The sequence below is a fragment of the Bacillus cereus group sp. RP29 genome (assembly GCF_040459765.1).
Classification (GTDB): Bacteria; Bacillota; Bacilli; order Bacillales; family Bacillaceae_G; genus Bacillus_A; species Bacillus_A paranthracis.
Map to the genome: position 1 here is coordinate 1 of NZ_JARVHN010000004.1, position 11,609 is coordinate 11,609.

Here is an 11,609-nt window from a genome sequence, read left to right on the forward strand (position 1 = left end):
ATGAAAATATCAATGAATCTTATAGTGATAATGTAGATGTTTTATGGAAGTCATTTCTTGCGAGGGTTGCTCGTGAATATCCAGAATCTAATATTCCTAGATTGGACTTATGTATTGATGTAAAGGCTTATGAAGAGGATAAAAAACACGTTAGATTATGGCAAATAGCTAAAAAATTAGAAAATGAAGATTTGTATTCGTTGGGGAAATTTAAAAATCAAGAGGTTGTTAAAACTCATGAAGGTAAGTTGAAAGAAGAAGGTATCACAATTTACATAGGAAACAGAAAAAATGAAGAATTCATACGTATGTATAATAAGTATGCAGAAGCGTTAAATAAAGGTGTTCACGTTGATGAATCATTGTTCTTTCATGAAAGATATGAAATTGAATATAAGAACAAAAAATCTAAGGCTGTTGCAAACAATATTATTGAGGGTAAAAAGATTTCTGATATGGTTTTGAATACATTGAATAAGATAATACTTTTTAAATCTAAAGCTGATAAAGGTAAATATGGAAAGCATGATGTTGAAAGAAGAGAAAGGTTTAAAAAGTGGGTTGATTTTATAGAAGTTGAAAAAATTGATATGTCGGCGGTTAAAACCATTAAGAATGTAGATAAGGAAAAATGGATAAGGACAACTGTTAAAAAGTCATTGGCTCAAATAGCTGAACTAAATGGATTGGATTACTTATTGAATTTAGTTAAAGAAGTTGCGGAAGAAGGGATTGAAGAAGGAAAAGAAGACGAAAAGTACCAAAATGAGTTAAAAGAAATGGAAGAGATGAAAAGATATAAAGAAGCATTGGAACGCTTATCTACAAATTTAGTTGATATACGTTTAGCTAGTAAGAATGAGGGTAAAACCTTTGATGCTGTAAAAGAAGATGAAGACGAAAAAGAGTCCCCAATGGAAACCAATACCAATGAGGACGATACCAAAAGATAAAACCAAAAGATAAAACCACCAAAAAAATATAAAGATAAATCCTTTTGAGTGCAACCAACACTTAAAGGGATTTTTTTATTGATTGATTATCATATATTTTAATATGTTTTTTGTTATATGTCATTAGTAAAATCAGGTTGTTGTTAAAAACAAGCTAAATAGTTGTTTGGTTGTTGTTTAATGGTTGTTAAAAACTACCTTTATTGTTGTTTGGTTGTTGTTAATGTGTTATAATATATTATAACATAGAGATTTATCGATATATAAGGAGCGTTGAATATATGGATTATGAGGAAATATTTGAACGTATTCAGTCAGGTGAGAAATTAAAAGGGATTGCCGAAGATTTAGGTTGTAGTACGAGTAAGTTACAGAGGGGACTTAAAAAATCTGGATTTGATTATGTTTCTAATAAGTGGATAAGGATAGAGGGACAACATTTGAACAACGAAACAACAACTAAAGGACAATTTAAAGACAACAAAGAGACAACTAAAAAACAAGTTAATGACAAATTAATGACAAGTAACCAGTTTTCTAGTGAAGAAGTAAAAATACTTAAAGAAATGATAGCTAATTTTAAGAAGGTTGATACAAAAGAAGAAAAAGGATTATATGATCGTATTGGAGAGAGAGAAACAGGGGATTACAGAAACAATATTTTCTTAAATGAAAAAACTCAATTTATGTTTGATGATTTTATAGCAGAGAAAAATTTAACAAAGAAAAAATCTTTGATTGTAGAACTTGCTTTGGAAGATTTTATAAAAAAATATAGTGAATGAAATAGAACGTTGCTATACTGATGAAAAATAAAAAGAAAAAAAGAAAAAAGAAAAGGGGATTGATAATAAAAGGGATAATGAGGATTTTTGAATGCCGAGACCGAGAAAACCATTGGAAGACAAGATAGATACGATATTTGTTAAAGTCCCAAAGAAAGTAATTTGGGCGTTTGAAGAGTTAGGAAATAAAAATGAAATAGCCAGCAAGATCATAATGGATTACTACAACAAGAATTTAGCTAAAAAAGACTAATCATTTTTCTTTCTTTTTTTTACAAAATATGCGAACATGTTTATCGGTGCGCGAATATGTGTTCGTATTAATTTTCGAGAAAATTACGGGAGGTGCTTTTTGTGGCATATTTAAATAGCACGAAGGCAGCGGGGAATAGATATTTTTATTTATCAAGATACACAGGTAAAAAAGAGCATACTTGTAAAAAGTATGAGAATATTTATAGTTTTGGTAATCAAAATGTTGCTTTGGAAAGATTGTCTCTATGGTTGTTGGATAAAAATTTCATTCCTAAAGAGTTAATTGATTTAGGAATTTCGGATGAAGATGTTAGCAGATGGAGAAGTAAAGTGTTAGAAATGGTGCAAAAAGTATCTTAGTATTTTCAGGGAATTGTATTATCTTTATATATATTTTTAGTCGAAAAGAGAAAAGAAGATGTGGGAGATTAGATGAAAATCTAATCTTTTTTTATTGTTTTGATCGTAGGATTTTTGTTGTAAAAACGTGTGATTTTTTAATGATATATTATATCTATGAAATGAAAATGCGAGCAAAAACTATTTGTGCACTTGGGGTACTGTGTACACCTAAAAACAATCTGGTATGTGAAATTTCTATATCACTTTTTGTCTTGCATTTTTTAAAAATGGAATCGAGCATTTTGTCATATTTAATTTGAGCCAAAATAATTTTGGCTCATCCATTTTGTAGAAAAATCTTCAAAAATTAATTAGAATTTGAGATATATTCCAAACCCAAATTCCAAACAAAATAAAAAAATAGTTGCAGTCCCACACGGTACGCCAATACCGAGTAGGGGCTGAGAAGTAAGGCAATACTTCGCAACCGAGCATAAAGCTCACTACAACTACCTATGTTATTATACACATTTCATTAACTGATGTATATCCATATCTATAGATGTAGTGCGACAAGGGACAAGTATGCCTTCTTATTTAGAAGTTGTACTTGTCCCTTTTTTATTTTGTTAAAACGAGGTGTAGCAAATGAATGAAAGTTTAGTAACCACTGATGCAGGAAGCATAATAGTAAGTCACACGATAACGCTTGGTGACATTATTGTATCTACTCTATTAGTTTGTGTATTGTTCGTTATGATCTATAACCAAATCACGAGGAGATTCTAATTATGTACCAAACGTTAATAACAACACCAAAAGAAATAGGAGTTATTTATTTTATCGCTATAGCTTCATGTTTCCTCTTATATCCTGTAGCAATTATTATCATGAACATTATTAAGGGAGGAAGCGACAAATGGAGATAGGCGGTCTAGTTCTTCAAGCGTTTAAAACAGTATTTGCTAATCCTGATGTAGCTTTCATTATCATTTCATTTGCGGTTATTGTCTCGTTAGTGTTCACGATGTTAGGAATATATGAAAAAAGTAAGGAATGAGGGAGTTGGAATAGTTGGGTAACTTAGGAAATGTTTTTGACTGGGATTTCTTTTGGGGAATCTTTGGTTTCTTACTCAAAATCGGAGCGCCTTTTGTTCTTATCATGGTTGCAATTTTTGCAACAGGTAAGCTTATTGGTGCGCTTGTTGCAGCAGTAAAGTCTAAGAATGGTGGTTGATTATGGATTTGCCAAATTACACAAGTTTCTTAAATGCTGATAACATGGGCGAGTTTTGGAAAATTTTGAAGTGGTTAATGTTTTACGTTGCACCAATCGTTATGATCTGGTTTGCATTTCAAACAGTTGGGGAGTTCATTTCTAGGTTAAAGAGTTCAACAACTGAAAAAGATGAAGACTTTGAAGAGGATAACGATGTGTATTACTACAAGGACTGACATTCTCTAGCGAATAGCTAGTGAAATATAAAACAAAAAAATGGAGGTTTTTTATTATGGCAGTAGATTTCTCAGCAGTAAAATTACCATTCGGACCAACTGATTTATTGAGTTCTGGAGTTTCTTTATTAGGTGTATTAGGTGGATTTATTTTATTAGGTCTAGCGATTGCATTTGTTCCGAAACTTATCGGTATTATTCGAGTGGCAGCACAATCACGAAACGGTAAAAACAGCTAATAAAAGAGGGGCATTGTGTTCCCTTTTTTTAATACAAAAACGTGAGGTTTTTTAAATGTTAAAAAAGCATACGGTACTCAAAACGTTAATGTGTTTTATGGTATTTCTCATGCCGTTTGTAAATATGAGGTCGGTGTTTGCTGATGGCCCGTCTCTTCAGTTGTTAGGAAGTAAGGGGGTTATAGTGGATAACAAAGGGATTAGTCTTTCATTAAAGGTTGCTGATGCTAAGGATGTAGTGACATTCCAATTGTCTGAATTAATGTTGGTGAATGACTGTTCGTTTAATTTTGGTTTAACAAAATGGACGAGACCGTCTCAGAAGGAAAATAAATTTGATATCAACATTAAAGAGAATGGAACTTACGCTTTTTATATTTTCGTTAATGGAAAATTAAAGGGTTATGTGCGTTTTAAAGCAAAAGGATTTTCGCAGAATGCACAAGGTGGAGGAGTAACACAGTATTGGGGTGCAGGAGCTAAATACTATGAGTTACCAGAAGAAGCCGTAAATCCTGATGACTTCCGTGATTATGACGGGAAAAATGATGGTATTTGTACGAATGAGAAATTACCAGATAAGCCACATGGATCAGGAGAAATCGAAGAACCAAAGGAAGAAGATAAAAACCAAGGCGGAAACGATGGTGATAACAAAGATTGGATGAAAGAGTTAATGAACAAGTTGAATGAAATCGGTGGGAAAGTCGATAAAGTGGGGGATAAAATACCACCGCCACCAGACTGGAACAAAGTTGCTGATACGTTCGTTGACAAGATAAGTCCACAGTTGAAAAAGGATTTAAAAGAAGTGTTCGGAGAAGCACCAGACCCACCGTCACCGCCACCATTACCGCCAGAAACGGACACGAAAGGTCTTGATAAGTATGAACCTGACTTCCCAGATAATCAGAAGTTAAAAGAATCTGGATTCACCGCAGACGATATAAAAGATGGTGCGGAAGAAATTAAGTTTGATCAAGACGACTCGGGCGGTTTTGATATAAAAGACCCTATTGGGTCATTGCCAGACGTTCCGAAAGATTTGCCGAAGCCTGGCGAAACCGAAAAGAGTGAATGGAGCAAAAATAAACCAAAAGAGCCAGAACCAAGCCAAAAACCAATACCAAAACCACCAGATGATAAACCAATTATAGATAATCCGAAACCGAAGGAAGACAGCTTTAAACCGCCAAAACCAAAAGAAGATAATGGGGGATTCCCAAAGCCGAAACCTGACGGAGACGGAGGATTCCCTAAACCTAAACCGAATGGCGGAGAACCACCAAAGCCCAATATAGATACAGGGACACCGCCAAAACCAAAGCCAGACGGAGGAAACCCACCGAAGCCAAACGGAGACGGAGGGAATCCACCAAAACCAAATACGGGCGGAGAAGATACAACGCACGGGAACTACAAACGACATCCTGATGCACCAGACGGCTCAGGTTAACGTTGTCAGCTATTTAAAAGCAGACGAATACATATGGTATCTGTCAACGGTAAGCGGAACGTAGTGAGCATTAAGGAGTTGATAGAGCATCTATCCAAAGACCCTCTTGCTTGTCCTCAAACGTTCACCGTTTGGGGCTGGCTACCGCCGAGGGAAGCCCCTTGGATAAGGGGTTTGGGGATTGATGTTTTCTTTTAAGGGGGTGAGAAAGTGAAGTCAGTTTCAAAACGGAAATTAAAGAAGGAATTCCAAGCCTTGCAACAATTAAATGATTCTTTTTCTGGTTTTATGAATGAGATAGCTGAAAAGTATCCTTTAGATCAAGAGGAAAAGACAAGGGTTGAGAGCATGCAACTCTATTTTACAAGTACAAAGTCGTTGTTTAAAAATATGGAACAACAATGTTAGAGGTGTAACATTTGACAATTAAAAAATGCGTGATTTTATTTTTCTCGATTTTTAGTTTTGTTTTACTTGGGGATATTGGAAAGGTATACGCAGCGGATGTTGATGTGTTAAGTGGAAAAGTCGGTTATTTAAAAAATAATCCTAATGCTAAATTTGTAAACATGACAGATGGAAATCCTTCTACAAGTAACATGTTTTATCATGCTTCTTCATCACCAGTTTATTTTGATTTAGGTAAGGATTATGACATAACTGGTTTTGAAATGAATGCTAGTGCGAGAGGTGGATTTGATAGATTATATATTCAATATTTAGATTCTGATTTTAATGTTTTAAAGTCTTATAATAATACAATTTCTCAAAAAGGAATCGTGAAAAATGTTAGATATATTAATTTTAGTTATGTATATATAAACGAAATTAATGTTTATGAATTTTATGTGTTTGCTAATGATGGTAAATTATCGGAACTCAAGGATTTAAAAGCTGATGTTGGTAAAGATCAAGTTTCATTATCTTGGAAGAATCCGCAAGAAGAAAGTTTATCAGGATTAAAGGTTTATCAAGATAATAAAATGATTGCTACATTAGGGAAGGAAAGTCAGTCTTATGTTGTTAAGAATTTAAAACCTAGTAAGGAATATGAATTTAAGGTTACAGCTTTAGATGATAAAGGCTATGAAACCAACGGTTTGAAGACCAAAGTTAAAACCACTATGCCTATAATTGAGCCACCGGAGAAGATTTCTATTACGCCACAAGATGGTAGTTTGATTATTTCGTGGGATAATGTGGATTTGCCTTATTTAAAGGGGTATAACGTTTATGTAGATGGTGTGAAAGTTAATCAAGAATTACTTAATTCTAATAAGATGATATTGAAGAACTTGGAGAATGGGAAAAAATACAATATTCAAGTTAGTGCAGTTAATAAAAATGATGTTGAAGGAGAAAAAAGTAAGTCTAATAATGGTAGTCCTTCATCTGATGCACTAACAGTTGAGTATGATGTGAAAATACCGTTTTCGCCTTTAGATTTATTGACATCTAGTGTTTCGTTGTTAGCTATTATAGGTGGATTTGTACTATTATCCATTGCAATCATTTGGTTTAGACCATTAAAAGAGTTGATTGTTAAAGCAGTGAGAAGGGAGAAAGATAAGAAGTGAATTCGTTTTTGTTTAATGCAATGTTAGGAACGGTTTTTACAAAGCTTTTTCCTGTTATCGTACCTCTTATATTTTTATTAAGTGTTTTGCTTTTTGCAGATCGTTTTATTGATTTGATTTATAAAGCGTTAGGAGCAAGGAAGTAAAACATGGGAATCATAAGAGATGCGTTTAAGAAGTTATTTGGCTTGTTATGGGAAGTTATTAAGTGGATAGGCAATTTACTATATAGGCTATTTAAACCAGCCATAGATGTAATTATGAAGGTTGTAGAGGTTATATTTGCCCTTATAGATGCCTTTCTATATTTCTTGTATAACATTGGGTTGGTTGTGACCAAGTTATTTATATTAATTTTCCAGACCGCAAAACTCTTATGGTCGCTAGTGGTTGGGTTTGGAAAAACCCTAGCGAGTTTAACTTATATCCCACATTCGCCCGGTAACGGTTTTTCGTCCACGATAGGGAAATTGTTTAAGATTGCCGAGCCTATGCAGTTAAATTCAGTTGCTTATATTTTATTGTTTATTATTTGGCTATTTACGGCGGTTTCAGCAATCAAACTTGTTTCATCTATTCGTGTTGGTGGTGATTGATTTGGGAGTAAAAGAAAAGTTAAGGAGTTTTATAGATTCTATTTTTCAGCCGATCATAAGTTTTTTAGATTTAGGAATACAAAAACTACAATCTATCAATTTAGTGGTTGCTCAAGGGATTGACGTTGGAAAATATTTAAGTGTATTCGGTGATATGCCGAGTGTGTGGCAAAAGGTCATAATTTCGATTCTAGCGTCCGTTACGTTGCTTGGTAGTCTTTTGATATTTAGGTCGGTTATGAGAATGTACTATAGCATAAAAGAGGGGGTTAAATGGTGGTAGAAGCGTTTGGGTATATGTATGTTTTAGGTTTTGGGGCTTCAATGGGTATCCTTACATCTGTATTTATCGGATTAAAGATTTATAACAGAAAAGGAAAACAACAAAAGCAAAGAGACATTATAGGGTAGGTGTAGAAAATGCTAAGTAAATTTAGTAGGTCGAAAATGAAAGAAGAAGATTTTTTTCCGAGTACAAATGATGTTTTGATCGTATTTGATGATGAAGCGAAAACGAGTGATATTAAACGAATTAACAACATAGAAGAGGATACATTGTTTGTTACTGGTGAGTATGCAGTACCTATCGGTGATTGTGAAATAACAAATAGTGTGAATGGACGTAACTTCTTTTATAGAGCGCCTTCTCAATCAGTTCAAGAAACGAAGAGATTGGCACAGTTAGAAAAGAGCATGGTATTAAAACATATCACTCAATTTAAACCGAAACCGCCAGAGAGTCCATTTGACATTATGAAAATTGGTTTAATGCTTATTATCCTTGTTGCTTTCATCGTATTTGGTGCAGTAAGTTGCTCGAATGGTAAAGCAGAACAACAACATGTTCCTACACAAACATATCAAAAACCGACTCAATAGTTCGGGAATTGATTAAAAAAATGCATGGCAGCGTAGCAGATCCAGGAGAGAATTTCATATAAAATCCGAACGTTAGGAGGAAACAAAGTGAATAACAATAGTAATGCTGAAAAACTACAAAATGTTATATCAGATAATCTCTTTCCAGAAGTACAACATATAAGCGATGTAAAGCAAGTCTTAGAAGTTATGAGACCAAATGCACAGGAGTTACAAGAACCGCAAGTAAGAGCTTTAATTTACTTACAGAAGCTAGGGGAGAATACATATCTTCATGGGGATGAAAATCCTTATAAGGCAGTTGCTGAGTTCATTATGGAAAGTAAGGTTAATGTAGCAGACCCAGAGTATTACTTAAGAACAATTGAAGGATTGATTCCAAAGCCACCAAAACCGATCGTAATGGCTGAGAGGGGAAGAAGGTAATGGCACATCATATTTTTGTACAAGGACCATTAGGAGCAGGGAAAACGTTTATTATGTCTGTTTTAGCTCATCATTGGAAACAAAAAGCTTATGAGCAAGGGGCTGATATAAAGTTATTTTCAAATTATGGCTTATTGGATTCTTATCCTATGTCTCACTATACAGATTGGTATGAGGTAGCGAATGCTCAAGGGAGTATCACTTGTTGGGATGAGTGCCAAATGGCTTTCTCGAACCGTAAATGGTCAAAGCATGGTTCTATCATAGCAACCGAAGTAATGATGTTTACAAGGAAAATGAAGAGTGTACAGATATATTGTTCACCTTCTATAAACAACGTAGATAGCCGTATAAGACAGATTGTAGAAATATTGGTTGATGTTCGTAAAATCGGAAATAAGGGATTCTCATTGCGATTTATGGACTATCAGACAGGAGAATTCTTGAATAAAACATTCTTACCGATGAGTAAGGCCAAAAGATATTTTCAATTAAATTTGTATGATACATACGCAATGGTGCAAGGTTTCCCTTTACCACCAACAGAACGCGAATCTGATAAATTTTTTGAAAAACTAGAAGAAATTCACGATAGATCAAGGGGAAAGAAACCAGTTGTTCTAGATAAAAAGATTTCGATTGAATGAGGGGTAAATTATGAGTACATGTTCAGTAATTCCAAATAAGTTTCAAGGTAAAGACCCAAGACAACTTTTATACCATTTCCCTACGTTGCCAGCGGTAAAGTTAGCGAAATTGTATCAAGAGTATTGTTTTTTTAAACAATTAGAGTTAGCTGAAGATATGGCTCATAAAATGGGTTTTATCCTTGTTCCATACGAATGTATGCATTGGCAAAGAAAAAAGGCGTTTGGGAACGATAGAAAGGTTAAAGTGGGTCGTAATTCATACTTCATGATGCAACAAAATGAATTGACCAGAACAGAGAGAAGAAAACTTGAAGAATACTTGGAAGAATTGAATTATCGTTCGTAAATTAATCAAAAAATGTAATGGCAGCCGTGCAAAAATCAGCTGATCATAAACTTAAAAACCGAACAATAAGGGGTAGATAATATGCAAGGATTATCGTTGTTAGTTGGTGGATTGTTATTGATTGGATTTGTTATAAGCATGTTTGGTATAGACCAAGCTGAACAGGAGGAAGCGACTTGAAAGAAATAATACATTCAGAAGCGTTTAAAACGTCTGTATTGAATTCTTTGTTTATGGTGGTAATTTTGGCTATTGTTTTCAGTTTCGTTCATTACAGTGGCTAACAGGGGGCTGAAAAATGATATTTATAGGTTTGGGTGTGGGTTTGGTTTTGTTATTCGAGTTATATGATGCTATTAATCTTGTTTTGAGGAAGGTGAAGGAGAATGCTAAAGGAGCTTAATGAGTTTGTTGTTTTTTTAATACAAATGTTTCCGATATTTTTTATTATTGGTATTTTGGTTAGTTTTTTAGTGGTATTACATGTGAGAGATAATAAGAGAATGAGGGATTATGATGGACTTTGAAGGAATTATAATTTCATTAGGGATGTTTTCCCCATTGATTTGTATTGTTGTTGTTTTACTTGCTTATGCTAGGATTCTTAATAAAAAATAGTAGTTTAAAAAAGTATACTTTATGATATGAAAAAGCGTCCCTATTAAACTAGGGGTTTTTTGCTATCATAAAGTATATTTTTAATTTTTGACACGTATCAAAAATTAAAGGGAAGTTTGTAGAGTCTTTGCACAAAAGATAGGGAAGAATGACGAGATTTTTCTTATCTTGATAGTATTGTGAACAATTCAACGCAAAGAAAGTGCCTTCATCCGTTGGTACTCTAAGGTGGAACGTGTTTTTTATGGGTAAAAAAAATGTTAGTTTTTATAGAGTCAGAGAAGTTATGAAAATCTAGGTTTCGTCAAGATTCCCTTATTTTTTTAGAAATGTATTTACAAAACGTTACACGAAATGATACTATGATTTCAAAGGAATTTTGAGAGGTGATTGTTAGTGAAAGCGAATTATGTAAAGGTAGGAAGGAAACCGAAAGATGGTAAGAGCCCAAAGGTTCATGAAGCTTTTAGGTTACCGAAAGAAACATCTGAGAGAATAAATAAATTAGTTGAAAGTGGTCGTTTTTCAACTAAAGCAGAAATTGCAGAAAAAGCATTTGAATTCTATTTATCGCATTTGGAAAAACAAGAATAGTATTTTGAGAGATTGCGAAGCAAAGAGGGGAAGAATCTATTAAAAACCCCCCTATGTAATACGGGTTGTGTGACCCCAAAAATAAAGGGTTTAAATCTATGAAAAATACAGGAACTATAAGGGTTTTAAGGGTTTTTGCATTTGAAAAAAGTTTTTTTAAAAATAAAACAAAATAAGTGGAAAAAGCAAGGTGAAAATATGGTTGAATATTCTTCAAGTATTGACTGGTTAAGAATCACTTTTACTGATCCTAAAATGAGTATTATGGAAGTTGTTAATGATGTGTTGGGTATGGATTTCGGTGAATTTCAAAATGGCGGTAGTTTTTTGAGGTATTCTGATTCTATTACTAATAAAGAAGGTATAACGATTGCTTTTAATGGTCTTAGTAACATGGGTATTTGTTTGGATATGAGTGGTAAGGGTTTAAGATATT

Annotated in this window: 22 protein-coding genes; all 22 read left to right on the forward strand. The window is 33.7% G+C overall.

Going from position 1 to position 11,609, the window contains the following annotated elements:
- Positions 1-953, forward strand: a 953-nt coding sequence (locus QCI47_RS30010; protein ID WP_353812077.1) for a replication initiation factor domain-containing protein, incomplete at its 5' end; no start/stop codon positions are given.
- 281 nt (positions 954-1,234) lie between these two features.
- Positions 1,235-1,738, forward strand: coding sequence for a hypothetical protein (locus QCI47_RS30015; RefSeq protein WP_353812078.1), 504 nt, complete (start codon positions 1,235-1,237; stop codon positions 1,736-1,738).
- 91 nt (positions 1,739-1,829) lie between these two features.
- Positions 1,830-1,991 (forward strand): hypothetical protein, encoded by a 162-nt coding sequence (locus QCI47_RS30020; protein WP_001137912.1) that lies wholly within the window; start codon positions 1,830-1,832, stop codon positions 1,989-1,991.
- Positions 1,992-2,092: 101 nt separating this feature from the next.
- A complete protein-coding gene (locus QCI47_RS30025; RefSeq protein ID WP_046952000.1) occupies positions 2,093-2,353 on the forward strand; it encodes a hypothetical protein in 261 nt (86 codons plus the stop codon).
- 773 nt (positions 2,354-3,126) lie between these two features.
- Complete coding sequence (locus QCI47_RS30030; protein WP_353812079.1) at positions 3,127-3,264, forward strand: hypothetical protein; 138 nt, start codon at positions 3,127-3,129, stop codon at positions 3,262-3,264.
- Positions 3,255-3,395 carry a hypothetical protein gene (locus tag QCI47_RS30035; RefSeq protein WP_179884075.1) on the forward strand — a complete coding sequence of 47 codons (141 nt, stop codon included), beginning with the start codon at positions 3,255-3,257 and terminating at the stop codon, positions 3,393-3,395. Before QCI47_RS30030 ends, QCI47_RS30035 begins: the two co-directional genes overlap by 10 nt.
- Before the next feature lie 14 nt (positions 3,396-3,409).
- Positions 3,410-3,574 (forward strand): PTS ascorbate transporter subunit IIC, encoded by a 165-nt coding sequence (locus tag QCI47_RS30040; protein ID WP_353812080.1) that lies wholly within the window; start codon positions 3,410-3,412, stop codon positions 3,572-3,574.
- A gap of 2 nt (positions 3,575-3,576) precedes the next feature.
- A complete protein-coding gene (locus QCI47_RS30045) occupies positions 3,577-3,792 on the forward strand; it encodes a hypothetical protein (RefSeq protein ID WP_353812081.1) in 216 nt (71 codons plus the stop codon).
- A gap of 56 nt (positions 3,793-3,848) precedes the next feature.
- Entirely contained in the window at positions 3,849-4,031 is a 183-nt protein-coding gene (locus QCI47_RS30050) for a hypothetical protein (RefSeq protein ID WP_242291006.1), read from the forward strand.
- Positions 4,032-4,128: 97 nt separating this feature from the next.
- Entirely contained in the window at positions 4,129-5,487 is a 1,359-nt protein-coding gene (locus QCI47_RS30055) for a proline-rich domain-containing protein (RefSeq protein ID WP_353812088.1), read from the forward strand.
- Positions 5,488-5,697: 210 nt separating this feature from the next.
- Complete coding sequence (locus QCI47_RS30060; protein ID WP_353812082.1) at positions 5,698-5,895, forward strand: hypothetical protein; 198 nt, start codon at positions 5,698-5,700, stop codon at positions 5,893-5,895.
- Positions 5,896-5,906: 11 nt separating this feature from the next.
- Entirely contained in the window at positions 5,907-7,064 is a 1,158-nt protein-coding gene (locus tag QCI47_RS30065) for a fibronectin type III domain-containing protein (protein WP_353812083.1), read from the forward strand.
- Positions 7,061-7,210, forward strand: a complete 150-nt coding sequence (locus tag QCI47_RS30070) for a hypothetical protein (RefSeq protein WP_353812084.1) — start codon at positions 7,061-7,063, stop codon at positions 7,208-7,210. The genes QCI47_RS30065 and QCI47_RS30070 overlap by 4 nt, the downstream gene beginning before the upstream one ends.
- A gap of 3 nt (positions 7,211-7,213) precedes the next feature.
- Entirely contained in the window at positions 7,214-7,660 is a 447-nt protein-coding gene (locus tag QCI47_RS30075; RefSeq protein ID WP_353812085.1) for a hypothetical protein, read from the forward strand.
- Position 7,661: 1 nt separating this feature from the next.
- Positions 7,662-7,943, forward strand: a complete 282-nt coding sequence (locus tag QCI47_RS30080; RefSeq protein ID WP_304522168.1) for a hypothetical protein — start codon at positions 7,662-7,664, stop codon at positions 7,941-7,943.
- Positions 7,937-8,071 (forward strand): hypothetical protein, encoded by a 135-nt coding sequence (locus QCI47_RS30085; RefSeq protein ID WP_000228838.1) that lies wholly within the window; start codon positions 7,937-7,939, stop codon positions 8,069-8,071. Before QCI47_RS30080 ends, QCI47_RS30085 begins: the two co-directional genes overlap by 7 nt.
- A 36-nt stretch (positions 8,072-8,107) precedes the next feature.
- Positions 8,108-8,539 (forward strand): hypothetical protein, encoded by a 432-nt coding sequence (locus tag QCI47_RS30090; protein ID WP_033695555.1) that lies wholly within the window; start codon positions 8,108-8,110, stop codon positions 8,537-8,539.
- 87 nt (positions 8,540-8,626) lie between these two features.
- Positions 8,627-8,965: a hypothetical protein gene (locus QCI47_RS30095; protein WP_033695556.1), complete on the forward strand. Its 339-nt coding sequence runs from the start codon at positions 8,627-8,629 to the stop codon at positions 8,963-8,965.
- Entirely contained in the window at positions 8,965-9,612 is a 648-nt protein-coding gene (locus QCI47_RS30100) for a zonular occludens toxin domain-containing protein (RefSeq protein ID WP_242291014.1), read from the forward strand. The genes QCI47_RS30095 and QCI47_RS30100 overlap by 1 nt, the downstream gene beginning before the upstream one ends.
- Positions 9,613-9,622: 10 nt before the next feature.
- Positions 9,623-9,961: a hypothetical protein gene (locus QCI47_RS30105; RefSeq protein ID WP_353812086.1), complete on the forward strand. Its 339-nt coding sequence runs from the start codon at positions 9,623-9,625 to the stop codon at positions 9,959-9,961.
- Between the two features lie 1,014 nt (positions 9,962-10,975).
- Entirely contained in the window at positions 10,976-11,173 is a 198-nt protein-coding gene (locus QCI47_RS30110; RefSeq protein WP_097837703.1) for a ribbon-helix-helix domain-containing protein, read from the forward strand.
- 141 nt (positions 11,174-11,314) lie between these two features.
- A partial coding sequence (locus QCI47_RS30115) for a hypothetical protein (RefSeq protein WP_353812087.1) occupies positions 11,315-11,609 on the forward strand: 295 nt, incomplete at its 3' end.

Excerpts from the sequence above, each read along its gene's own strand:
- QCI47_RS30015 (WP_353812078.1), top strand. The coding sequence starts at position 1,235 with ATGGATTATGAGGAAATATTTGAACGTATTCAGTCAGGTGAGAAATTA.
- QCI47_RS30020 (WP_001137912.1), top strand. The coding sequence starts at position 1,830 with ATGCCGAGACCGAGAAAACCATTGGAAGACAAGATAGATACGATATTT.
- QCI47_RS30030 (WP_353812079.1), top strand. The coding sequence starts at position 3,127 with ATGTACCAAACGTTAATAACAACACCAAAAGAAATAGGAGTTATTTAT.
- QCI47_RS30035 (WP_179884075.1), top strand. The coding sequence starts at position 3,255 with ATGGAGATAGGCGGTCTAGTTCTTCAAGCGTTTAAAACAGTATTTGCT.
- QCI47_RS30045 (WP_353812081.1), top strand. The coding sequence starts at position 3,577 with ATGGATTTGCCAAATTACACAAGTTTCTTAAATGCTGATAACATGGGC.
- QCI47_RS30050 (WP_242291006.1), top strand. The coding sequence starts at position 3,849 with ATGGCAGTAGATTTCTCAGCAGTAAAATTACCATTCGGACCAACTGAT.
- QCI47_RS30055 (WP_353812088.1), top strand. The coding sequence starts at position 4,129 with ATGGTATTTCTCATGCCGTTTGTAAATATGAGGTCGGTGTTTGCTGAT.
- QCI47_RS30075 (WP_353812085.1), top strand. The coding sequence starts at position 7,214 with ATGGGAATCATAAGAGATGCGTTTAAGAAGTTATTTGGCTTGTTATGG.
- QCI47_RS30090 (WP_033695555.1), top strand. The coding sequence starts at position 8,108 with ATGAAAGAAGAAGATTTTTTTCCGAGTACAAATGATGTTTTGATCGTA.
- QCI47_RS30100 (WP_242291014.1), top strand. The coding sequence starts at position 8,965 with ATGGCACATCATATTTTTGTACAAGGACCATTAGGAGCAGGGAAAACG.
- QCI47_RS30105 (WP_353812086.1), top strand. The coding sequence starts at position 9,623 with ATGAGTACATGTTCAGTAATTCCAAATAAGTTTCAAGGTAAAGACCCA.